This is a genomic window from Ruegeria sp. CL7 (assembly GCF_056536445.1).
Map to the genome: position 1 here is coordinate 196,222 of NZ_JBQFPQ010000006.1, position 21,451 is coordinate 217,672.

The 21,451-nt window shown below is 58.9% G+C and carries 21 protein-coding genes; 14 read left to right on the forward strand and 7 right to left on the reverse strand.

Going from position 1 to position 21,451, the window contains the following annotated elements; translation table 11 throughout:
- Positions 1–5 precede the first annotated feature (5 nt).
- The 11 genes from ACR0LI_RS15505 to ACR0LI_RS15555 all read left to right on the forward strand — a co-directional run bounded on the left by ACR0LI_RS15505 (position 6) and on the right by ACR0LI_RS15555 (position 11,757).
- Entirely contained in the window at positions 6–668 is a 663-nt protein-coding gene (locus ACR0LI_RS15505) for an amino acid ABC transporter permease (RefSeq protein ID WP_171724631.1), read from the forward strand.
- 11 nt (positions 669–679) lie between these two features.
- On the forward strand, positions 680–1,342 hold the full coding sequence (locus tag ACR0LI_RS15510) for an amino acid ABC transporter permease (RefSeq protein ID WP_171636552.1): 663 nt from the start codon (positions 680–682) through the stop codon (positions 1,340–1,342).
- Positions 1,339–2,061 (forward strand): amino acid ABC transporter ATP-binding protein, encoded by a 723-nt coding sequence (locus tag ACR0LI_RS15515; RefSeq protein WP_171724632.1) that lies wholly within the window; start codon positions 1,339–1,341, stop codon positions 2,059–2,061. The genes ACR0LI_RS15510 and ACR0LI_RS15515 overlap by 4 nt, the downstream gene beginning before the upstream one ends.
- A gap of 39 nt (positions 2,062–2,100) precedes the next feature.
- Positions 2,101–3,060, forward strand: a complete 960-nt coding sequence (locus tag ACR0LI_RS15520; RefSeq protein WP_171118193.1) for a dihydrodipicolinate synthase family protein — start codon at positions 2,101–2,103, stop codon at positions 3,058–3,060.
- Positions 3,051–3,983 (forward strand): 4-hydroxyproline epimerase, encoded by a 933-nt coding sequence (locus ACR0LI_RS15525; protein ID WP_480718800.1) that lies wholly within the window; start codon positions 3,051–3,053, stop codon positions 3,981–3,983. Before ACR0LI_RS15520 ends, ACR0LI_RS15525 begins: the two co-directional genes overlap by 10 nt.
- A 66-nt stretch (positions 3,984–4,049) precedes the next feature.
- Positions 4,050–5,300: an NAD(P)/FAD-dependent oxidoreductase gene (locus ACR0LI_RS15530; RefSeq protein WP_480490919.1), complete on the forward strand. Its 1,251-nt coding sequence runs from the start codon at positions 4,050–4,052 to the stop codon at positions 5,298–5,300.
- A 15-nt stretch (positions 5,301–5,315) separates the two neighbouring features.
- Positions 5,316–6,419 carry a cis-3-hydroxy-L-proline dehydratase gene (locus ACR0LI_RS15535; protein WP_171724635.1) on the forward strand — a complete coding sequence of 368 codons (1,104 nt, stop codon included), beginning with the start codon at positions 5,316–5,318 and terminating at the stop codon, positions 6,417–6,419.
- Positions 6,420–6,426: 7 nt separating this feature from the next.
- Entirely contained in the window at positions 6,427–7,452 is a 1,026-nt protein-coding gene (locus ACR0LI_RS15540; protein ID WP_480718801.1) for a trans-3-hydroxy-L-proline dehydratase, read from the forward strand.
- A gap of 190 nt (positions 7,453–7,642) precedes the next feature.
- Positions 7,643–8,323, forward strand: a complete 681-nt coding sequence (locus tag ACR0LI_RS15545) for a GntR family transcriptional regulator (protein WP_171636564.1) — start codon at positions 7,643–7,645, stop codon at positions 8,321–8,323.
- 72 nt (positions 8,324–8,395) lie between these two features.
- Complete coding sequence (locus ACR0LI_RS15550) at positions 8,396–9,910, forward strand: aldehyde dehydrogenase (NADP(+)) (protein ID WP_480718802.1); 1,515 nt, start codon at positions 8,396–8,398, stop codon at positions 9,908–9,910.
- Positions 9,911–10,242: 332 nt separating this feature from the next.
- On the forward strand, positions 10,243–11,757 hold the full coding sequence (locus ACR0LI_RS15555; protein ID WP_171724638.1) for a malonate--CoA ligase: 1,515 nt from the start codon (positions 10,243–10,245) through the stop codon (positions 11,755–11,757).
- A gap of 88 nt (positions 11,758–11,845) precedes the next feature.
- Here ACR0LI_RS15555 and katG read toward each other — a convergent pair whose 3' ends face one another.
- Complete coding sequence (katG, locus tag ACR0LI_RS15560; protein ID WP_480718803.1) at positions 11,846–14,026, reverse strand: catalase/peroxidase HPI; 2,181 nt, start codon at positions 14,024–14,026, stop codon at positions 11,846–11,848.
- A 107-nt stretch (positions 14,027–14,133) separates the two neighbouring features.
- Here katG and ACR0LI_RS15565 point away from each other — a divergent pair, with 107 nt between their 5' ends.
- Positions 14,134–15,066, forward strand: a complete 933-nt coding sequence (locus ACR0LI_RS15565) for a hydrogen peroxide-inducible genes activator (protein WP_171724640.1) — start codon at positions 14,134–14,136, stop codon at positions 15,064–15,066.
- A gap of 51 nt (positions 15,067–15,117) precedes the next feature.
- Here ACR0LI_RS15565 and ACR0LI_RS15570 read toward each other — a convergent pair whose 3' ends face one another.
- The gene (locus ACR0LI_RS15570; RefSeq protein ID WP_171636574.1) at positions 15,118–15,699 is read right to left on the reverse strand and encodes a carboxymuconolactone decarboxylase family protein; all 582 of its coding nucleotides are present in this window, start codon (positions 15,697–15,699) and stop codon (positions 15,118–15,120) included.
- Between the two features lie 152 nt (positions 15,700–15,851).
- On the opposite strand from ACR0LI_RS15570, the gene ACR0LI_RS15575 reads away from it, so the two are divergent.
- Positions 15,852–16,955, forward strand: a complete 1,104-nt coding sequence (locus tag ACR0LI_RS15575; RefSeq protein WP_480718804.1) for a hypothetical protein — start codon at positions 15,852–15,854, stop codon at positions 16,953–16,955.
- 3 nt (positions 16,956–16,958) lie between these two features.
- On the opposite strand, the gene ACR0LI_RS15580 is transcribed toward ACR0LI_RS15575, so the two are convergent.
- From ACR0LI_RS15580 to ACR0LI_RS15595, 4 genes are read right to left on the reverse strand one after another with little or no spacing between them, the layout of a single operon-like run.
- Positions 16,959–18,008, reverse strand: coding sequence for an aromatic ring-hydroxylating dioxygenase subunit alpha (locus ACR0LI_RS15580; protein WP_480718805.1), 1,050 nt, complete (start codon positions 18,006–18,008; stop codon positions 16,959–16,961).
- A gap of 5 nt (positions 18,009–18,013) precedes the next feature.
- On the reverse strand, positions 18,014–18,349 hold the full coding sequence (locus tag ACR0LI_RS15585; protein ID WP_171636580.1) for a carboxymuconolactone decarboxylase family protein: 336 nt from the start codon (positions 18,347–18,349) through the stop codon (positions 18,014–18,016).
- Positions 18,350–18,360: 11 nt separating this feature from the next.
- Entirely contained in the window at positions 18,361–19,119 is a 759-nt protein-coding gene (locus tag ACR0LI_RS15590) for an amino acid ABC transporter permease (protein WP_480718806.1), read from the reverse strand.
- A 9-nt stretch (positions 19,120–19,128) separates the two neighbouring features.
- Positions 19,129–19,869, reverse strand: coding sequence for an amino acid ABC transporter ATP-binding protein (locus ACR0LI_RS15595; RefSeq protein WP_171614720.1), 741 nt, complete (start codon positions 19,867–19,869; stop codon positions 19,129–19,131).
- Between the two features lie 122 nt (positions 19,870–19,991).
- Here ACR0LI_RS15595 and ACR0LI_RS15600 point away from each other — a divergent pair, with 122 nt between their 5' ends.
- Entirely contained in the window at positions 19,992–20,762 is a 771-nt protein-coding gene (locus ACR0LI_RS15600; protein WP_171636582.1) for a transporter substrate-binding domain-containing protein, read from the forward strand.
- A 54-nt stretch (positions 20,763–20,816) separates the two neighbouring features.
- Here the strand turns inward: ACR0LI_RS15600 and ACR0LI_RS15605 are convergent, their stop codons facing one another.
- Positions 20,817–21,425 carry a helix-turn-helix domain-containing protein gene (locus ACR0LI_RS15605; protein ID WP_480718807.1) on the reverse strand — a complete coding sequence of 203 codons (609 nt, stop codon included), beginning with the start codon at positions 21,423–21,425 and terminating at the stop codon, positions 20,817–20,819.
- Positions 21,426–21,451 lie beyond the last annotated feature (26 nt).

A 21,451-nucleotide genomic window follows, 5' to 3' on the forward strand; every position in this document is an offset into this window, starting at 1 on the left:
AACCTGTGTTCGATTACAACTTCCACTGGCGGCCGGTCATGAAAAGCCTGCCGGACTTGCTTGAGGCATCGCTGCTGACTCTGCAAGTCGCGGTTCTGGCGATGATCCTGGGCATCCTCATCGGCCTGTGCCTTGCACTGACGCGGCTGCACCTGAAGGGGCCGCTGTGCTGGTTCGCCTCGGCCTGGGTCGAACTGGCCCGAAACACGCCCGCCCTGTTTCAGCTGTTCTTTTTCGGCTTCGGGCTTGGCGCATTCGGCCTGCACCTGTCGCCTTACTTCATCGTGCTTGCAGGTTTGACCTTCAATTGCGCCGGCTATCTGGCCGAAAACTTTCGCGGAGGTTTTCAGGCCGTCCCCGAGACGCAGTTGCGGGCCTCTCGCTCTCTGGGCATGACTGCGTGGCAAGCTTACACACGCGTGGTGATCCCGCAGGTGTTTCGCATCGTCTATCACCCGATCACCAATCAGATGGTCTGGGCCGTGCTCATGTCCTCGCTGGGCATGCTGGTCGGTTTCCGCGAGCTGTCCGGCGAGACGCAGTTCTTTGCCTCGCGCACCTTCCGCATCTTTGAATATTTCGCCGTCACCGCGGTCATTTATTACGTGATCGTCAAAATCATCCTTCTTGCCTCGCGCCTGCTGGCGTCCCGGCTTTTCCGCTATTGAAGGAGGCGCGGATGCAACCCACTGTCAGCTTTTTCAGCGGCTTCACCATCAATGATCTGTGGTTCCTGGGCGAAGCTGCCCTGCGGACACTCTGGATTTCGGTTCTGTCGATATCCATCGGAACGCTTCTTGGCGTGGTATGCGGGTGGATCCTGTACGAGGGCAAGCTGGCCGCAGCCCTGACAGTGGCCCCGTTTCTGGATGTCTTCCGATCCGTCCCGCTGATCATCCAACTGGTGCTGTTCTACAACTTTGCGCCCATTGTCGGGCTCAATCTGGACCCCTTCGCCTCGGGCGTGGTGATCCTGTCAATCTACACGGCCGCTTTGGTTGCGAATGTCGCACGCGGCGGGATCGAGGCCGTCGGTGCGCCGATGCGCCGTGCCGCGCGCAGTCTGGGCATGACCTATTGGCAGGATCTGCGCTATGTCGTCTTCCCGATTGGCGGACGCGCGGTGTTCCCGGCCTGGGTCGGTGTCGCACTGGGAGTGATGAAAGACAGCGCGTTGGTTTCGGTGCTGGGCTATGTCGAACTGCTCAAGGCCAGTCAGATCCTGATCACCCGGACGCAGGAACCTTTCCTGATCCTGACAATCGCGGGCGCGTTCTATTTCGCGCTCAGCTATCCGATTTCGCGCTATTCCGCGTCTCTTGAAAAAAGGTGGGCCCAATGATCGAAATTCGCGACCTGCACAAGTATTTCGGCGCGCTGCATGTGCTGAAGGGCATCGATCTGGATGTGCAGAAAGGAGAGGTCCTGTCGGTGATCGGCGCATCGGGCTCCGGCAAATCGACCCTGCTGTATTGCATCAACGGGCTGGAACCGATCCAGCAAGGCTCGGTCAGGGTCGATGGCACAGATGTTCATGCCAAAGGCACCGATATCAACAAGCTGCGCACAAAGCTGGGAATGGTGTTTCAGCAATGGAACAGCTTTCCTCACCTGACCGCATTGGAAAACGTCGCGCTGGCCCCCAAGATCGTCAAAGGACTGTCAAAATCAGAAGCCCGCGATATCGCCGCCCGCCAACTGACCCATGTTGGCCTGGGCGAAAAGCTGGGCGTCTACCCATCTGCCCTTTCGGGTGGCCAGCAACAGCGTCTGGCCATCGCCCGCGCGCTGGCGATGGAGCCGGAATACATGCTTTTTGATGAGGCGACGTCAGCGTTGGATCCCGAACTGGTGGGCGAGGTTCTCGACACGATGCGCCTTTTGGCCGAAGAAGGGATGACCATGATCTGTGTCACGCACGAGATGGGTTTCGCACGCGATGTGTCGGACCGGGTTGCTTTCTTCCATCAGGGCGTGATGGAAGAGATCGGCCCGCCCAGGCAGATATTCGGTGCTGCGCAATCCGAACACACCCGTAAATTCCTGGCCAACGTGCGCTGAGTGCACTGGCCCCCAGAAACAACGAGGAAGATCACCTTCATGTCCAAGAATATCTTCACCGGCACCATGCCAGCCCTGATGACCCCGTGCAAAGCCGACCGGACCCCGGATTTCGATGCCCTGGTGAAAAAGGGCAAGGAAATGATCGAGGCCGGCATGTCGGCCGTGGTGTATTGCGGTTCGATGGGCGACTGGCCGTTGCTGTCGGATGCCGAACGTATGCAAGGTGTCGAACGCCTGATCGACGCCGGCCTTCCTGTCGTCGTCGGCACTGGTGCGATAAACTCGAAATCTGCCGTAGCGCTGGCCGCACATGCGCAAAAGGTCGGCGCGGCAGGGCTTATGGTCATCCCACGTGTGCTGTCGCGCGGATCGTCCATCCCGGCACAGCGCAACCACTTCAAGGCAATCCTGTCAGCCGCGCCGGATATCCCGGCCATCATATACAACAGCCCCGTCTACGGCTTCGCCACCCGCGCTGATTTGTTCCTGGAATTGCGTGCAGATCATCCGAACCTTGTCGGGTTCAAGGAATTCGGAGGCAAAGGCGACCTGCGCTACGCCGCGGAACACATCACCTCGAAAGATGATCAGGTCACGCTGATGGTGGGCGTGGACACCGAGGTTTATCATGGCTTCGTCAACTGCGGCGCCACGGGTTCGATTACCGGTATCGGCACCGCCCTGCCCAAAGAAGCATTGCTGCTGGCCGCCCTGTGTCAGAAAGCGGCGGCGGGCCACGCCGAAGCGCGCCTGCGCGCGCGCGAGCTTGAAGAAGCCTTTGGCGTGCTGGCCAGCTTTGACGAAGGCACCGATCTGGTGCTGTACTACAAGCACCTGCTGGTCTTGAACGGTGAAGAGGAATACCGCTTGCACTTCAACGAAACCGACGAGCTGACGGATGCCCAGCGCAACTATTGCGAACAGCAATACAAACTGTTCCGCACCTGGTTTGCCGACTGGTCCAGCCAGGGCGGGGTCATCGCTGAATGCATGTGATCGACAGCCATACCGGAGGCATGCCCACGCGGGTCATCCTGAACGGCGGCCCCGATCTGGGGTCGGGCCCGCTGGCCGAGCGTGCGCAACGCCTGGCCACCGAGCACAAGGCTTTCTACAAATCGGTCCTTCTGGAACCACGCGGTCAACCCGGCATGGTCGGGGCGCTTCTGGTCGCCCCGGAAACGTCTGGCTGCGAAACCGGCGTGATCTATTTCGATGCCGACGCCGTTCTGGGCATGTGCGGTCATGGCACCATCGGCCTTGGGGTCACTCTGGCCCATCTGGGCCGGATCGGTCTTGGGACGCACAGGGTCGAAACGCCGGCCGGCGTCATCTCGGTTGACCTGTTGGACGCCAATACGGTGCGCGTCACCAATATCGAAAGCCGCCGGGTCAAGGCTTCGGTGTCGGTTGACGTCGAAGGCCATGGAAAAGTGACCGGCGATCTGGCCTATGGTGGCAACTGGTTCTTCATTGTCGATCCCAGCCCGATGGACGTGACGCCCGGCAACATCCGTGCCCTCACCGATCTGACCATTGCAATTCGCAAAGCCTGCATCGACCAGTACGTGCGTGGCGAGAACGGGGAACCGGTGGACCACGTGATCTTGCAGGACAAATCCCCGGACAAAGACGTTCACAGCAGGAATTTCGTCCTGTGCCCGGACGATCAATATGACCGATCCCCGTGCGGGACCGGCAGTTCGGCGCGTCTGGCCTGTCTGGCGGCGGATGGGGTTCTGGTTCCGGGGCAAGAGATCGTGCAGGAAAGCGTGATCGGCAGCTCTTACCGGCTGAGCTATCAGCCCGGTCCCAACGGCGGCGTCATTCCGACCCTGACCGGGCAGGCGCATATCATGGCCGAGGGCACATTGATTTTCGCGCAGAACGATCCGTTTCGCGGTGGGATCCTTCTTTGACAAAATTATCGGGGACTGGCGCAATCCAGCCCCCGGAACCGAGCCACAGTTTGAGAAGATCTGGCCATGCTGCAAGACAACCCGACGGATATCGTTGTGATCGGTGCCGGTATCATCGGCATCAGCACCGCACTTGAATTGCAAAAACGCGGCCGGCGCGTGCTGGTGCTGGATCGCGAAGGCGTTGCAGCCGGGGCGTCAAAGGGCAACGCCGGAGCCTTTGCCTTTACCGACATCGTGCCATTGGCCACCCCCGGGATCATGCGCAAGGCTCCGAAATGGCTGTTTGATCCGCTGGGTCCGCTTTCAATTCCACCCTCCTACGCTTTGAACATCGCGCCGTGGATGCTGCGGTTCTGGCGGGCCAGTTGGCAGGATCGCTATGCTGCGGCCTTGTCTGCGCAGGCTGCTTTGATGGATCACAGCCGCACGGCGCTGGAACGCCAGATCGCGGATGTCGACGGCCAAGCGCTGATGCAACGCGACGGCCAGTTGCAGGTCTTCGAGGGTGAAGGTGAATTCCGCGCCAGTCTGCCCACATGGGACAGGCGCAAGGATCACGGCATCCCCTTTGACCTGCTGGACAGCCCCGACGCGATTGCGGAAATCCAGCCCGGGCTTGACCGACGATTTACCCATGCGGGTTTTACGCCCACCTGGATGAACACGGTCGATCCGGCCAGCTGGACAAGACATTTGGCCACCCGGTTCACCGCCCGTGGCGGTCAGGTCGAAATCGCGACAATCAGCGCGCTCACGCCCATGGATGCGGGCGTTCGCCTGACGACTTCGATCGGTGAAATTGATGCAAGACAGGTGACCGTGGCTGCCGGGGCGTGGTCTCATCACTTGGCGAAAACCCTGGGCGATCGCATCCCTCTGGAAACCGAGCGCGGGTACAACACGACCCTGCCCCAAGGGGCCTTTGATCTGCGCACCCATCTAACATTCGGTGGCCACGGCTTTGTGGTGACGCGGATCAACGGCGGCGTGCGCATCGGTGGCGCGGTCGAGTTGGGCGGGCTGGAACTGCCACCCAATTACAAACGCGCCGACGCGCTTCTGGCAAAGGCCGGGCGCTTCATGCCTGGCCTGAACTTGGAAGGCGGCACGCAATGGATGGGCTTTCGGCCGTCACTGCCCGACAGTTTGCCGCTGATCGACCGCTCGGCGCGTGCGCCACAGGTATTTTACGCCTTCGGACATGGCCATCTGGGTCTGACGCAATCCGCAGGCACGGCGGAACTGGTCGCAGATCTGGTCACGGACACAAAGCCCGCGCTCGACATGAAGCCTTTCGCATCCACACGCTTCTGATCAGGAGAACACCTTATGAAAATCACTGCACTGAACGTATATCAGGTGGATCTGCCGCTGAAGGAAGGCCGCTACAGCTGGTCCAATGGCAACTATGTCGAGGTCTTCGACAGCACCGTTCTCGAGATCATCACGGATGAAGGTCTCAAGGGGTATGCCGAATGCTGCCCGCTGGGATCGGCTTATCTTCCGTCCTTTGCCCTGGGCGTCAGGGCCGGGCTGGCGGAATTGTCGCCACATCTGATCGGGCAGGATCCGCTGAATATCGGCCAGATCAATCGCACCATGGATGCAGCCCTGCGTGGCCACCCTTATGCCAAGGCGCCTGTTGATATTGCCTGCTGGGATCTGCTGGGCAAGGCGACCGGGCAACCCCTTTACACCCTGTTGGGCGGCGACGCGCAACAGGACGTGGTGCTGTATCGCGCGATCAGCCAGGAAGCACCGGAAATCATGGCGCAAAAGATCGAAGGTTATGCGGCCGAAGGCTATACGAAGTTTCAACTGAAAGTGGGCGGCGACGCCAATGACGACATCGACCGCATTCACGCCACCCGCGCGGTTCTGAAAAAGACCGACCTGCTGGTGGCGGATGCCAACACTGGCTGGACCCGGCACGAGGCCGCGCGTGTCGTAGGCGCCATCGCGGGCATGGATGTCTATGTGGAACAACCCTGTTTGACCTATGAGGAATGCGTGTCGATCCGCCGGCGCACCGCGCTGCCCTTCGTGATGGATGAGGTCATCGACACGCCCAACACATTGGTCCGCGGCATAGCCGAAGACGCCATGGACGTGATCAACCTGAAAATCTCCAAGGTAGGAGGTTTGAGCAAAGCAAGGCTGATGCGCGATCTGTGCGTCGCGCATGGTATCCCGATGACCATCGAAGACACCTGGGGGGGCGATATCACCACCGCCGCCATCGCTCATCTGGCGCGGTCGACACCGTCCGAGTTCACGTTCTCGGCCACCGATTTCAATTCCTATGGTACCGTGGACATCGCCGAAGGCGCGCCAAAGCGTGTCAATGGCCAGATGACCGCAGCAGATCGTCCGGGTCTGGGCGTGACACCGATCTTCGACGCGCTGGGTGCCCCCGTCGCGCAATATAGCTGAGGTAAACATGCGCAGCAGAAAAACCGTACATGTGATCTCGGCCCATGCCGAAGGTGAGGTTGGAGATGTCATCGTTGGGGGTGTCGCCCCACCGCCGGGCGACACTCTCTGGGAACAGCGAAGCTTCATTGCGCGGGACCAGACCCTGCGCAACTTTGTTCTGAACGAACCACGCGGCGGTGTGTTCCGGCATGTCAACCTTCTGGTTCCGCCAAAACACCCCGAGGCAGACGCCGCCTGGATCATCATGGAACCCGAAGACACGCCGCCCATGTCGGGGTCCAACTCGATCTGTGTCTCAACCGTGTTGCTGGATGGCGGGATCATTCCAATGCACGAGCCGGAAACCCACATGGTGCTCGAGGCACCGGGTGGGCTGGTCCGGGTACGTGCGGAATGCCGCGATGGCAAGGCACAACGCATCTTTGTCCAGAACCTGCCCAGCTTCGCCGACAAGCTGTCCGTCCCGCTTGAGGTATCCGGACTGGGCACGATCACGGTAGACACCGCCTATGGCGGCGACAGTTTCGTGGTCGTCGATGCGCAGGCGCTTGGGTTCACAATCCTCGACCACGAGGCCCGCGACATAGCCCGGCTGGGGATAAAGATCACAAACGCCGCCAATGAGCAGCTTGGATTCTCGCATCCCGAGAACCCGGACTGGGATCATATATCGTTCTGCGCCTTTTGCGGCCCGTTGAATGAAACGGAAACCGGTCTGAGCGGCAAGTCCGCCGTGGCAATCCAGCCGGGTAAGGTCGACCGTTCGCCGACGGGCACCGCAGTGTCCGCGCGCATGGCGCTGATGGCGGCCAAGGGGGTGATGAAACCCGGCCAGACCTTCGAGGCTGTCTCGATCATCGGATCACGATTCACCGGGCGGATCATTGACACTGCGCAGGTCGGTGGCCGCGCGGCGATCGTTCCTGAAATCAGCGGTCGCGGTTGGATCACCGGAATTCATCAGCACATGTTGGACCCCGCAGATCCATGGCCCGGTGGATATCGTCTGTCTGACACCTGGGGTGTTTGATGTCAGCAGGCACGTTTTTCAAAAACGGAGAAGTCTGAAGATACGCGTCCTCGTTACGGTTTCATCATCAGATTCAGGCTATTTCCAAATCTCGGACAGGATTCGAACATGGGTCGAAATCCAAGTTCGGCTTGGAAAAGTTGGTGATTACGGGTAATTGTATCCAAAAAACCGTGGCGGGATATTGGAAATGGCAGGAAAACGCGCGATCACGAAACAAAGCCTACCGGACGTCATCGCAAATGATCTGCGTGAACGTATCCTGAGCGGCGAACTCGCCGAGGGTGAAACGATCCGGCAGGAAGCACTGGCCGAGGAATATGATGTCTCTCGCATGCCGATCCGCGAGGCGCTGAAACGCCTGAATGCCGAAGGTCTGGTGCAATGGGCCAACAATCGCGGCGGCTCGGTGACCAAGCATTCCCTCGACGAAATCGGTGAAATTTTCGATCTTCGCATCCTGATCGAAGTCGATCTGTTCCGCCGGGCCATCCCGAATATGGGCCCAAGGGAATTTGCGCGTTGCGACGAAATCCTCAAGCAGATGGAAGCGTCATATGATGAAAATGACGTCGGCAAGTGGGGGATATTGAACTATCAGTATCACTCGGCGCTTTATGCGGCGTCACAGCGGAAGCTGACCAACGAATTGCTGGACCGCGTCAACCTGCAATCGGATCGCTATGTCAGGATGCACCTGAGCGTGATGAAACAGCGCGAACCCGCAAAAAAGGAACATCGTGATCTGTTGCGGCTAGCCCGGGAAGGCAATGTGGACAAAGCCTGCGAGGTCTTGGCGCAGCATATTCGCCGGACCAAGGAACAGCTTCTGGAAATGATCGCCTCGAAGCGCGGGACAGACGAACCCTAGGGCGGTCTTGCATGTCCTGTCATTTTGGATACATTATCCATTAATCTGGACATCCCGAAATACGAGGCCCAAATGACCTTTACTCCGCATGGCAAACATCTGATCGCCGGCAACTGGCTTGCCGGTGACGATTTCTTTGCATCACAACCCGCACATGGGCCATCGCATGACTTTTCGAAAGGTCGAATTTCAGACGTCGACGCCGCTGCGCAGGCCGCGGAAGAGGCGTTTTGGAGCTATGGCTATTCCACTCGGGAAGAACGCGCCGTCTTTCTGAACGCCATTGCCGACGAGATCGAAGCGCGCGCCGATGAAATCACCGAGATTGGCACTCAGGAAACCGGCCTGCCCGAGGCTCGGCTGCAAGGTGAACGGGGCCGCACGTCGGGGCAGCTGAGGCTGTTCGCAACGCATATCCTCAGCGGCGATTATCTGGACCGGCGCCACGACAGCGCGTTGCCGAACCGTGCACCCCTGCCCCGGCCCGATCTGAAAATGATCCAGCGCCCGATCGGCCCGGTCGCTGTGTTCGGCGCATCAAATTTCCCGCTGGCATTTTCCACCGCCGGGGGGGACACGGCCGCCGCACTGGCTGCCGGCTGCCCGGTCGTCGTCAAAGGCCACGGCGCCCATCCGGGCACCGGCGAGATCATCGCCGAAGCCATCCTTGCGGCCATTCGCCATTGCAACATTCATCCCAGCGTTTTCAGCCTGATCCAGGACGGCGGCTTGGCTGTGGGTTCTGCCTTGGTGCAGCACCCTCTGATCAAGGCGGTCGGGTTCACCGGATCGCTTGCGGGCGGCCGCGCCCTGTTCGACCTGTGCGCCGCGCGCCCCGAACCGATTCCGTTTTTTGGTGAGCTTGGATCGGTAAACCCCATGTTCATTCTGGACGCGGCACTGGCAAACCGGGGTGAAGATATCGCCAAAGGCTGGGCCGGCTCGCTGACGATGGGCGCTGGTCAGTTCTGCACCAACCCGGGCGTCGTTGTGATGCCGGCAGGTGAAGCAACGGACCGTTTCGCCGAGATCACACAGACCGCATTGACCGAAGTTCCGGCGCAGACCATGCTGACCGACGGCATCGCCAAAGCCTATCGCAACGGTCAGACCCGTGTTGCTGAAACCGCTGGCGTTCACGAGGTTCTGGCTTCGACATGCGATCAGCGCAATGCGACCCCTTTCCTTTACCGAACAAGCGCCGCAAACTGGCTGGCCAACACATCCCTCGCGGAAGAGGTGTTCGGCCCGCTGGGCATCATCGTGACCGCCGAGACACCCGACGAAATGTACGACGTCGCGCGCGGATTGCACGGGCAGTTGACCTGCACCCTGCATATGGACGAGGCCGACATGGGCATGGCGCGGTCCCTGTTGCCGATCCTTGAACGCAAAGCCGGGCGCGTGTTGGCCAATGGCTTCCCCACAGGGGTCGAGGTATGTGACAGCATGGTCCATGGCGGCCCCTACCCGGCTTCGACCAATTTCGGAGCCACATCCGTGGGCACATTGTCGATCCGGCGTTTCTTGCGTCCTGTCTGCTATCAGAATCTGCCGGATGCATTGCTGCCAGAACACTTCTCATAGGGAAATCAGTCGACACGCGCCGATACTCTAAAAGCACGATGCGCAGCAGGGTGTCGGCGGGTGTAACTGCCGAGCCTCAGGGGAATGAGGCACACGCCTCTGGATTCAATTGCACAGTTTCATTTGGGTAACAGTGCTTTTGTTCATTCTGTTCAGGGCAACGCAATCACGGCCCCATCCGTTGGCACTTTGGTGAACTGCCTGTATGAAATGACCCGTGTTGCCCAGTACCAAGACCAATTCGCCACGACCCATGAGATGATCGCCTCGTTCGAGATCAATTTCCTCGCTGCATCCACCTCTCTTTTCATATCTCAAGAAAGGTAAACCTGATGGCTAACCCTCTGTATGAAGGCCTGTTCGGCATCCACGCCGGCAAAGGCACACCTTTTTTGCAGTTGCTGGACGGGACAACGATCTCTCACCAGGATTTCCTCGGCAAAGCGGCGCAGATTGCGCATGTGGCCACGCATCTGGGCCTGAATCCCGGTGACCGCGTTGCGGCGCAGGTTGAAAAAACCCCCGAGGCGCTGGCGCTTTATGCTGCCTGCGCCCAGGCCGGTCTGGTGTTCCTGCCGCTGAATACCGCCTACACGGTCGATGAATTGACCTATTTCATCGAAAACAGCGGGGCCTCGCTGATTATCTGCGACACCGAAAGAGAAGGAAAACTCACCCCTGTCGGCGCGCAGCTGGGCGCCCGGGTTGAGACGCTGAACGCGGATGGCACCGGGTCTCTGACAGATTTGGCCGCGACCATGCCGACACGTTTCGAAACCGTCGCCCGCGATGGCGAGGATCTGGCAGCGTTCCTTTACACGTCGGGAACCACAGGCCGGTCCAAGGGCGCCATGCTGACCCAGAACAATCTGCTGTCGAACGCACGGACACTGGTCAAGGAATGGCGCTTCACCTCGCAGGATGTGCTGCTGCATGCCCTGCCGATCTTTCACACGCACGGGCTGTTCGTCGCGACCAATATCATGCTGGCCGCAGGTGGATGCATGATCTGGCTGCCGAAATTCGATCTGGACCAGATCATCGACAAATTGCCCAGTGCCACGTCGATGATGGGCGTCCCAACCTTCTATACGCGCCTGTTGGACGACCCGCGTTTTACCAGGGAACTGGCCACCCATATGCGCCTTTTCGTTTCCGGATCGGCACCGCTGCGGGCGGAAACCCATGTGCAGTTCGAAGAACGAACGGGTCATCGCATCCTTGAACGCTATGGCATGACTGAAACCAACATGAACACGTCAAACCCATATGACGGCGAGCGGCGCGCCGGAACGGTCGGGCACCCGCTGCCCGGGGTCGAACTGAAGATCAGTGATTCAGACGGCAATACCCTGCCTGCGGGCGAGATCGGCATAATTGAAGTGCGCGGGCCCAACGTCTTCAAAGGGTATTGGCAGATGCCCGAAAAAACCGCTGCCGAACTGCGCGACAACGGCTTTTTTATCACCGGTGATCTGGGCCGCATCGACGAGGATGGGTACGTCCATATCGTCGGTCGCAACAAGGATCTGATCATTTCGGGCGGCTACAACATTTACCCAAAAGAGATCGAGATGGTTCTCGATGATCAACCCGGTGTTCTGGAAAGCGCCGTGATCGGCGTGCCACATCCCGATTTCGGTGAAACGGTTGTTGGTGTCATCGTGGCAGAGCCCGGCCAGACCCCTGATCCGGAGGCGATAACGGGCGCGGTCCGCGAAGGTCTGGCCCGGTTCAAGCATCCGCGCAAGCTGATCGTTCTGGATGAACTGCCCCGCAACACGATGGGCAAGGTTCAAAAGAACATTCTGCGTGACCGATACAAAGATCTCTTCATGACCGTGTGAGCGAGTCTCGGCAAAGCGGGGATCAGCGGATGCAGCCCCCTGAAAAGAAAATCAGGCGAGGGTGTCCCCGCCTGATTTACTACATGATTCAGGCAACCAGATCGAACCGGTCGTTGTTCATGATCTTGGTCCATGCCGCCACAAAGTCGCGCACGAACTTCTCGGCGTTGTCGTCCTGGGCGTAGACCTCAGCATAGCTGCGCAGGATCGAGTTCGAACCGAAGACCAGATCTGCGCTGGTTGCGGTGAACTTGACCTCACCCGAGGCGCGGTCGCGCAGTTCAAAGGTGCCTCCGTCAACCGGATGCCAGCTCAGCGACATATCCGTCAGGTTGACGAAAAATTCGTTTGTCAGTTGGCCCAACCGGTCGGTGAAGACGCCATGCGGCGATCCGCCATGGTTGGCACCCAGCACACGCAGACCACCGAACAGAACGGTCATCTCGGCCGCGGTCAGACCCAGCAGTTGCGCACGATCCAGCATCATCGCCTCTGGCGAGACCGCGTATTCCTTCAGCTGCCAGTTGCGGAACCCGTCCGCCAGCGGCTCAAGTACCGAGAAGCTGTCCACATCGGTCTGCTCGATCGACGCGTCGCCGCGACCGGCCGAGAACGGAACCGCCACGTCAAAGCCTGCGGCCTTGATCGCCCGCTCAAGCCCGACATTGCCCGCCAGAACGATCACGTCGGCAACCGAGGCGCCGGTTTCCGCCGCGATCGGCTCCAGCACACCCAGTACTTTCGCCAGACGTTCGGGTTCGTTGCCCGCCCAGTCCTTTTGCGGCGCCAGTCGGATGCGCGCCCCATTTGCGCCGCCACGCTTGTCCGAACCGCGGAAGGTTCGGGCACTGTCCCAGGCGGTGGTGATCATCTCGGCGATGGTCAGACCGCTGTCTGCGATCTTGGCCTTGACGGCATCTATGTCGTAATCTGTCGAACCAGCCGGGATCGGATCCTGCCAGATCAGATCTTCTGACGGCACGTCCGGGCCATAATAGTTGACGCGCGGACCCATGTCGCGGTGAGTCAACTTGAACCAGGCACGTGCAAATGTATCGGCAAAATAGTCCGGATCCGCCATGAATTTCTGACAGATCGCGTTGTAGGTCGGGTCGACCTTCATCGCCATATCCGCATCGGTCATCATCGGCATGCGACGAACAGTGGGGTCGGTCGGGTCGACCGGCTTTTCGTCTTCGGGCATGTCGACGGGCTGCCACTGATGGGCACCTGCGGGTGATTTTCCCAGTTCCCACTCGTAACCGAACAGGTAGTCGAAATAGCCCATGTCAAATTTCAACGGCTCTTTCGTCCACGCCCCTTCGATCCCCGAGGTAAAGGCGTTGGCCGCTTTACCGTTCTGATCAGGGTTTTCCCATCCCATACCCTGGCTGGACACGGGGCAGGCTTCGGGCTCGGCGCCGATATTGTCACCGGGCATCGCACCATGGGCTTTGCCGACGGTATGACCCCCGCAGGTCAATGCTGCGGTCTCTTCGTCATTCATCGCCATACGCGCAAAGGTTTCACGGATATGCAGCGCGGTTTTGGCCGGATCCGGATTGCCGTTCACGCCTTCGGGGTTCACATAGATCAGGCCCATATGCACCGCACCCAGAGGGTTTTCCAGCGTGCCGGGGGTTTCCAGATCGCCATAGCGATTCTCGGACGGGGCCAGCCACTGGTTTTCAGAACCCCAGTAAACATCTTTCTCGGGGCCCCAGATGTCTTCGCGACCAAAACCGAAACCAAAGGTCTTCAATCCCATGGATTCATAGGCCACCGTGCCCGACAGAACGATCAGATCGGCCCAGGACAGCGCGTTGCCGTATTTCTTTTTCACCGGCCACAGCAGACGGCGGGCTTTGTCCAGGCTTGCATTGTCCGGCCATGAATTCAGCGGCGCGAACCGGATGTTGCCCGAACCGGCGCCACCTCGACCATCCCCCAGACGGTAAGACCCGGCCGAGTGCCACGCCAGACGGATCATCAGCCCGCCATAGTGACCCCAGTCAGCCGGCCACCAGTCCTGGCTGTCGGTCAGCAACGCCTCGACATCGGCACGAACTGCCTTGAAGTCCAGCCCCTTGACCGCTTCTCGGTGATTGTAATCCGCATCCATCGGGTTGGTGCGCGTGTCGTGCTGGCTCAAAATGTCCAGGTTCAGCGCATCCGGCCACCACTTGGTGACGGAATTGCCCGTACCAGTATTGCCGCCATGCATGACAGGGCAGCCGCCGGATTGATGATTGTGGGGGGTACCGTCCATTGTAAATCTCCTGAGTATTTACCTAGGGGTTCAGATATCTTGACTCGTACCCCACGGCTTCGATAATTGGAAATTTGTAATTACTATCGTTGTGATTAATTTTTCATATGAAGGCACTCACCCTCAAACATCTGCGCTATTTCGAGGCGCTCGCCACGCACGGCCACTTTGGCAAGGCCGCCGCGGCCAGTGCAATATCGCAGCCCGCGCTTTCCATACAAATCAAAGAGCTGGAGGCAATCATGGGGGGGCCGCTGGTCGAACGCGCGGCCCGGCAAACCCGCCTGACAGCACTTGGCGAAGACGTGCTGAAACATGGCCGCGAAATCCTGACCCGGGTCGAGGATTTGGGGAAATTGGTGCAATCTCCCTCGGGCGCCCTGTCCGGCCGCATCAGAATCGGGGTCATTCCCACGGTCGCGCCCTATCTGCTGCCCTCGATCATCAAAGCTCTGTCGCAGCGTTTCCCACAACTGACCATCGAACCCAAGGAAACGATAACCAAGACGTTGATCGGCGAAATTCTGGATTCCAAACTGGATTTCGGTGTCGTTGCCCTGCCCGTCTCGGAACCCAAACTCCGAGAGTTCTCGCTGTTCAACGAAGATTTTCTGCTGGTTCGCCCGGCGCAGGATGCCAACCTGCCGATGCCAAGTTCCTCGCAGCTCAGAACCATGCGCCTGCTGTTGCTGGAAGAAGGGCATTGCTTCAGGGATCAGGCCCTGTCCTTCTGTTCGATCCGCAACATCGAACCGCAGCACATCATGGAGGGCAGTTCGCTTTCCACACTGGTTCAGATGGTCGGCGCCGGCATCGGTGTGACCCTGATACCGGAAATGGCGGTCGGGCTGGAAACCCGATCCGCGGATGTGTCCATTGCCCGGTTTCAGGACACGCCGCCGACACGGACGATTGGTCTGATCTGGCGAAAGACCAACCCGCTCAGCGAAAACTTGTTGAAGATCGGTGCGATCATCCGCAAAACAGCCGAAGAAAACACGTGGGGCGTGAAACCGCCACAGCCTGAAATAACAGGCTGACCCGCCCGAAACGATGTTCCTCGGCACGAAGGCCAGACCCGGCGTAACCCGTCAGTCGTCACCTTTGTAATAGCCGATCACATCATTCTCGGTCGTTGCACCCAACCCGTTCAGCAACCGGTTTGAATAGTTGAAATAGGCGCAGACCTGATTGACCTCCAGGATCTCGCCATCCTCACAGCCTGCAATCTTGAGCGCTTCGAAGTCGGACTTGACCATTTTGCCAACATCCGTCGTCAGCTTGGCGGCATAGCGCAGCAGCGCCAGTTCCTTGCCCTCGAATTCATCCTCGGGCCGATGCGCCTTGAGCGCGACGAAAATCCGGTCGCTGCGCGGCTGGTCCTTCAGCAGGTTGCGCACGTTCATGAAGTGATGGGTCAGTGAATAGGTGCAATCGTTCAGGATCGAGGTATAGCTGGCGACAACCTCGAGAAACCAGAATGGCAACCGGTTGTCATCAGAATGCAGGACCGAACGGTACAGCGTCACATGCCCGTTCATCGTTTCGGGCCGCAATGAATGCACACGCATAACCGTGTCCACGGTGCCATGAGGGGTGCGGGCCTTGTCCAGCAGCTCTTTCAGGCGGCCGTTGGCCTTGTCGTCCGAGATCATCTCGATCCAAGCGCTCATTGCTGTGTCTCCTGTCCTGTTCGGGCTCAGCTTATGTACAAAGCCCACAGGCATGTCAGTTAATTTTTTTCTTAAGGTGAAATTTTTCTGGATCACAGAAACGTGAAAGATGTAAAATATCAGCGCGAGGGATTTGTTGAGGATCGACGCGAATGCACAGTCCAGAGCTTATGGCGGGTGCCGAAAACCTGTTGTTCAGATGCGCTGGCCTGACGGCGGGCGACCAGTTGCTTGTGGTCTGCGAAGATGCGGCCAACGGGTATTACGATGCCGAGATCACCGAGGCTATCGTGGACTGCGCCCGGGAAAACCGGATCAAGACCGCAGTTCGAACCCTTGCATTTGATCCCATGGGTGCATCGCTGCCAGGGGATCTGAAAACGGCGATGGAAACGGCGGATCGCACCTTGTTTCTGTCCCGCACCGGCGATCAGATTCGTTTCGACGCGGGAATGAGGGACGTTCGACCCATCATGTCATATGCGCTGGACGCCGGAATGCTGGCCTCGGGTTTTGGGCGCGCCAACTACACCGGGTTCGTTGAACTGAAAAACGCGGTCAACCGGCTGCTGGCCAGTGCCGGGCACATCCACGTAACCTGCCCATTGGGCACCGACTTCGCTGGCCCCGGCGCCGCCTTCCCCCCAGCAGGTGCCGCGGATGTCAGCGTGGCGCGTTTTCCGATGTCGGTCTTTGCCCCGGTTCCCGTGCAGGGGTTTTCCGGAGTGCTGGTTCAGGACGGGTTTCTGGTCGGCACCGGTTCGAAATTCTACGAACCATACGGCTGTGATCTGCGCGAACCGCTGACCATACGGTTCGAAAACAACCGCCTGACCGGCTTTGAGGGCCATCCCATGGATGTGCATTGCGCGCAGATGCATTACGAAAAAGTCGGCAAGATGTTCGACCTTGACCCCCTGACCATGCATTCCTGGCACGCAGGCATCCACCCGGGCTGCGCCTACACGACCCCGGCCCGAAGCAATTTTGAACGTTGGAGCGGGTCGGCCTTTGGCAATCCGCGTCTGCTGCACTTTCACACATGCGGGCATTACGCGCCGGGTGAGATTTCGCTGAACGTTCTGGACCCGACGATCCGGGTGGATGGCGTTGCGATCTGGGATGCCGGTGTTCTCCGGGCCGATCTGTTGCCCGGTGGGGCTGAAATTCTCGACCGGTATCCCTGCATCAAAGCGGTGTTCGACGCCCCGGCCCGACACGTGGGCCAGGGCGCGAACGGGCGCTTGTCGGCCTGATGATCAGCCGGCCTGCTGCGCGATCAGCTTTGCAACCCGTGCGCGAAACCGCATCGCGCCTGCGTCCAGCCCGAGGTTGATATAGCCGGTCTTGCGCCGCGCCATGCCGGTTTGAACGTGTTCCAGAACCTCTTTGTCCTCGTTGAAAGCCATGACCGCGCCTTCGAACATGCGCTGCGACATGGCTGTGTCATCCGCGTGCATGTTGCGGTGCTGGAACCAGAAATACCGAGATGTTTCCGCATCTACCGGTGTGATGAAGTTGTACGAAATATTGACAAAGGCATTGGGCGACATCGGCCGGTCCGCCCCTCCTTCTCCGGCCGGAGTGTAAATGGACATGTTGATCGCAGTGGACGGCAGACGGCATTCGTAATGCTGCTTGCGGTCGCAGCTTGGCCCGAACGGCAGTATCGGCGCATAGTAGGGCGGCGCGGGTTCATCCGCGATCCAGCGCGAAACAATGACGCCGCTTTCGGTTTCTTCAAGATCCAGCGGGCGGTTGTCGGTTCCCGCCCCGGCAAACGAGGTCAGATGCACCCAGGCCACATGGCTTGGATCCAGCAGGTTATCGATAATGTAAAGGTAGTGGCACGCCATCTCCATCGCACCGGTCCGGGTCCTGCCCCAAGACGGGTTGTCGAAATTGGGGATGTCGATGATATCGTCTGTGCTGGCTTTGTCCGAATCCCCCATCCAGAGCCAAAGAAATCCCCAGCGGTCTTCGGCCGGGTATGCATGCACGGCGGCGCGGCGCGGAGGATTGTCCAGCTGTGTCGGGGCGCTGACACATTCACCGCCGCAGCCGAATGTCAGACCGTGATAGCCGCAAACCACATGATCCCCTTCGATGGTGCCCCGAGACAGCGGCAGCTTTCTATGCGGGCAAGCATCCTCCAACGCGATCGCTTTGCCCGCTGTGTCACGATAGATTACGATCTCATCGCCCAACATTCGCACGGCGCTCAGGCTGCGGCCAAAATCCTCGGACCGTCCGGCGACGTACCAGTTGTTGCGAATAAACCCCTCTGCTCCGGCCAGATCAGGACGCATGTTTCTTACTCCGAAAACTCATCAAAAGCCTTGAGCGCCTTGGCGCTGTAGGCATAGGACGGCCCCCCGCCCATATAGGTGGCCATGGCCAACGCCTCGCACATTTCTTCGCGGGTGGCGCCCAGCCGAACCAGCGAACGCACGTGGAATCCGATGCAGCTGTCGCAGCGGGTCGCGATAGCAATGCCGAGCGCCATGAACTCTTTGGTTTTCTCGCTCAGCGCCCCGTCAGTCTTGGCCGCCTTGCCCATGATGCCAAAGCCGCGCACGGTTTCCGGCACTTCTTTCGAGAAGGTTCCGATATTGGCCTCGGTCTCGGCCATGAAATCTTTCCAGTTCATTTCTTCACTCCTTATCCGCGCTCGTCCGCGCCCATGCGACGCTCCAGCCAGCGCACCCCGGCTGAGATGATCAAAACCAGGATCAGGTATTCAAAAATCAGCAGGGTATAGATTTCCAGCGGGCGGTATTCCGTCACCACCAGTTCATTCGCACGGCGGGTCAGTTCCTGCATCCCGATGACGCTGGCAAAGGCGCTCATCTTGACGATGTAGATGAACTGGTTTGCCAAAGGCGGCAGAATGCGCCGGATCGCCTGCGGCAGGATCACATAGCGCATGGTCTGCACATAGTTCAGCCCGATGGTCTGCGCCGCCTCGCGTTGTCCACGCGCAATGGATTGAATACCTGCGCGATAGATCTCGGCCGTAAAGGCGCTGTCTGAAATCGCCAGCGTTATGATTGCCCCCCAGAAGGGATCGATGGGGATGTTCAGGCCCATCGACTGAAACACGATGGGCAAGCCGTAAAATACCCAGAACAGCATCGGCAACAGGGGAATGGCGCGGATGAACTCCACGTAAACCCGGTTCACAACCCGCCAGCCACGTTTTTCGGACAATCCCGGCAGGGCGACCAGCAATCCGATGACGATCGACAGAATGGCGGCGATCAGGGAAATCTGGATCGTCGCGCCCATCCCCGAGATCAGGAATTTCACATTGGTCCACCCCGAGGCCGTGGTCGGATCGATAACGTACCAGCCCCAGGTCTGTGACGACGAACAGCCTGCCAGCAGAAGCAGAGGCAATATGAGAAGAAGTTTTTTCATCGGCCGCTCTCAGTGTTGCAGGATCTGGGACAGGAATTTGCGACACCGATCGGACTGAGGATTGGTGAAGAAATGTTCGGGGTTGCCTTCTTCGACGATTTCACCGGCATCCATGAAGATCATCTTGTCCGCCACCTTTCGGGCAAACCCCATCTCATGCGTGACAACCACCATGGTCATCCCCTCATTGGCCAACTCGACCATCACGTCCAACACTTCCGAGATCATCTCGGGGTCCAGTGCCGAGGTCGGCTCGTCAAACAGCAGCACACGCGGCTCCATGCACAGCGACCGGGCGATGGCGACGCGTTGCTGCTGACCACCCGACAACTGAATGGGCTTTTTGTCGGCCTGATCGGGAATGTGCACCCGGTCCAGATAGTGACGTGCTTTTTCCTCTGCCTCTTTGCGGCCGAGACCGCGCGCCTTGATCGGGCCCAAAGTCAGGTTTTCCAAAACGGTCAGATGCGGGAACAGGTTGAACTGCTGGAACACCATTCCAACCTCGGACCGGATCCTGGCCACGGATTTCTCGTCATCCGTCAACTCGATTCCGTCTACGCGGATGGTTCCTTTCTGATGTTTTTCCAACTGGTTGATACATCGCACAACGGTGGATTTTCCTGACCCGGAAGGCCCGCAAATCACCACCTTTTCGCCGCTGTTGACCGTCAGATTGATGTCCTTGAGAACGTGAAACGTGTCGAACCACTTGTTCACGCCCACAAGTTCGATTGCGGCGTCTGGCATAAGATGAACTGCCCCTGTTTTTAGTCCCAGTATAATATTTTCTTGAGGTTATCTTTCCCTTTGGGCTTAAATCAATGAAGAATACGGCCACAAGGTAGAAATGCCACCAACGGGAGAAACCGATGAACACATTTTGGAAAGCTGCGGCAGCCGCTGCGCTTGGACTTGTCTTGTCAGGCGCTGCGCAGGCGCAATCTGCACTGAACGAGGTGCTGGATTCCGGCGTGCTCAAGGTGGGCACCACGGGCGATTGGAATCCCATGTCGCTCCGCGACCCTGCAACCAACAGCTACAAAGGGTACGACATCGACATCATGAACGAGTTGGCCGCCGATCTGGGGGTCGAGGTCGAATATGTCCCCACCGACTGGAAAACACTGGTCAACGGTGTGGTGGCAGGCAAGTATCACCTGACCGGATCGGCATCGATTTCGCCACCGCGCATGAAGGTCGCGGGCTTTTCCGACAGCTATATTTCGGTGGAACTCTTCCCCTATACGACCAAGGACAAGGCCGACCAATTCGACGGTTATGACTCGATCAACCAGCCCGGAGTAAAAGTCGCGACCACCCTGGGCACAACGTTCGAAAAGCGCGTCCGCGAATGGTTCCCGAACGCAGAAATCAAGGTGGTCGAGGCCCCGGCCCGCGGTTTTCAGGAAGTAATCGCAGGACGCGCGGATGTCTTCATTACGTCGAACATCGAAGGTTCGACCCTCGAGGCGAAATTTCCGGTGGTACGCGTGAAGAACGCAGGCCCGCGTTCGCCGTCACCCATCGCGATGATCCTGCCACAGGCCGATCAGGTGTGGATCAACTATGTAAACAACTGGATCGAAGTCAAAAAGGCGCAAGGGTTCTTCGAGGAAAACCGCAAGAAATGGGGTCTCTGACTCTTCTCGGATCACCTTGATTCCCAAACGCCCGGCCCGGTCGCCGGGCGTTTTTCAGTTGTCGCCCGACACGGCCTTGGCAACCACGGTGACAAAGCTGACCGTGTCAGTTTTCAACTCCAACGGCCCATGAGTGGCGTTTGAATCAAAACTCAGACTGTCGCCCGGCCGCATGTGATAAGCGGCTTCACCGCAGCCATAGACCATCTCGCCGGCGGTGACGTGGATGAATTCGACACCCTGATGTTGGTAAGGCGGGCGTTCGTCCAGCGGACCTTCCAATGTAACGCTGAAACTCTCGAAACTGACATGTTTCGCTTCCGCCCGACCGATCAGCTTATAACTGTGCCCGAAACCGGTGCCCAACCGTTGCACGGTTACACCTTCACCCGCAGCCACAAATGACACATCCGTGCGTTCGACCGTGCCGGCAAAGAAGTTGATCAGCGGAACGCCGATTCCGCCGGCCAGGGCCTCAAGTGTCGCCAGTGAGGCTGACACCTGACCGCGCTCGATCTTGGAAATCATCGCCGTGGACACGCCGGACCGCTGAGACAGTTCGGCCAGAGTCAATCCGGCCAGCGCGCGATGCGTTTTCACTGCGGCCCCGACCAGGTGATCCAGCGGCGGTTTTTCGGCGGAAAGCACAGGTGAATCTTCCATTTGCGAAGCCTATCGACACGTATGAA

Excerpts from the sequence above, each read along its gene's own strand:
- ACR0LI_RS15510 (WP_171636552.1), top strand. The coding sequence starts at position 680 with ATGCAACCCACTGTCAGCTTTTTCAGCGGCTTCACCATCAATGATCTG.
- ACR0LI_RS15515 (WP_171724632.1), top strand. The coding sequence starts at position 1,339 with ATGATCGAAATTCGCGACCTGCACAAGTATTTCGGCGCGCTGCATGTG.
- ACR0LI_RS15520 (WP_171118193.1), top strand. The coding sequence starts at position 2,101 with ATGTCCAAGAATATCTTCACCGGCACCATGCCAGCCCTGATGACCCCG.
- ACR0LI_RS15525 (WP_480718800.1), top strand. The coding sequence starts at position 3,051 with ATGCATGTGATCGACAGCCATACCGGAGGCATGCCCACGCGGGTCATC.
- ACR0LI_RS15530 (WP_480490919.1), top strand. The coding sequence starts at position 4,050 with ATGCTGCAAGACAACCCGACGGATATCGTTGTGATCGGTGCCGGTATC.
- ACR0LI_RS15535 (WP_171724635.1), top strand. The coding sequence starts at position 5,316 with ATGAAAATCACTGCACTGAACGTATATCAGGTGGATCTGCCGCTGAAG.
- ACR0LI_RS15540 (WP_480718801.1), top strand. The coding sequence starts at position 6,427 with ATGCGCAGCAGAAAAACCGTACATGTGATCTCGGCCCATGCCGAAGGT.
- ACR0LI_RS15545 (WP_171636564.1), top strand. The coding sequence starts at position 7,643 with ATGGCAGGAAAACGCGCGATCACGAAACAAAGCCTACCGGACGTCATC.
- ACR0LI_RS15550 (WP_480718802.1), top strand. The coding sequence starts at position 8,396 with ATGACCTTTACTCCGCATGGCAAACATCTGATCGCCGGCAACTGGCTT.
- ACR0LI_RS15555 (WP_171724638.1), top strand. The coding sequence starts at position 10,243 with ATGGCTAACCCTCTGTATGAAGGCCTGTTCGGCATCCACGCCGGCAAA.
- katG (WP_480718803.1), bottom strand. The coding sequence starts at position 14,026 with ATGGACGGTACCCCCCACAATCATCAATCCGGCGGCTGCCCTGTCATG.
- ACR0LI_RS15565 (WP_171724640.1), top strand. The coding sequence starts at position 14,134 with ATGAAGGCACTCACCCTCAAACATCTGCGCTATTTCGAGGCGCTCGCC.
- ACR0LI_RS15570 (WP_171636574.1), bottom strand. The coding sequence starts at position 15,699 with ATGAGCGCTTGGATCGAGATGATCTCGGACGACAAGGCCAACGGCCGC.
- ACR0LI_RS15575 (WP_480718804.1), top strand. The coding sequence starts at position 15,852 with ATGCACAGTCCAGAGCTTATGGCGGGTGCCGAAAACCTGTTGTTCAGA.
- ACR0LI_RS15580 (WP_480718805.1), bottom strand. The coding sequence starts at position 18,008 with ATGCGTCCTGATCTGGCCGGAGCAGAGGGGTTTATTCGCAACAACTGG.
- ACR0LI_RS15585 (WP_171636580.1), bottom strand. The coding sequence starts at position 18,349 with ATGAACTGGAAAGATTTCATGGCCGAGACCGAGGCCAATATCGGAACC.
- ACR0LI_RS15590 (WP_480718806.1), bottom strand. The coding sequence starts at position 19,119 with ATGAAAAAACTTCTTCTCATATTGCCTCTGCTTCTGCTGGCAGGCTGT.
- ACR0LI_RS15595 (WP_171614720.1), bottom strand. The coding sequence starts at position 19,869 with ATGCCAGACGCCGCAATCGAACTTGTGGGCGTGAACAAGTGGTTCGAC.
- ACR0LI_RS15600 (WP_171636582.1), top strand. The coding sequence starts at position 19,992 with ATGAACACATTTTGGAAAGCTGCGGCAGCCGCTGCGCTTGGACTTGTC.
- ACR0LI_RS15605 (WP_480718807.1), bottom strand. The coding sequence starts at position 21,425 with ATGGAAGATTCACCTGTGCTTTCCGCCGAAAAACCGCCGCTGGATCAC.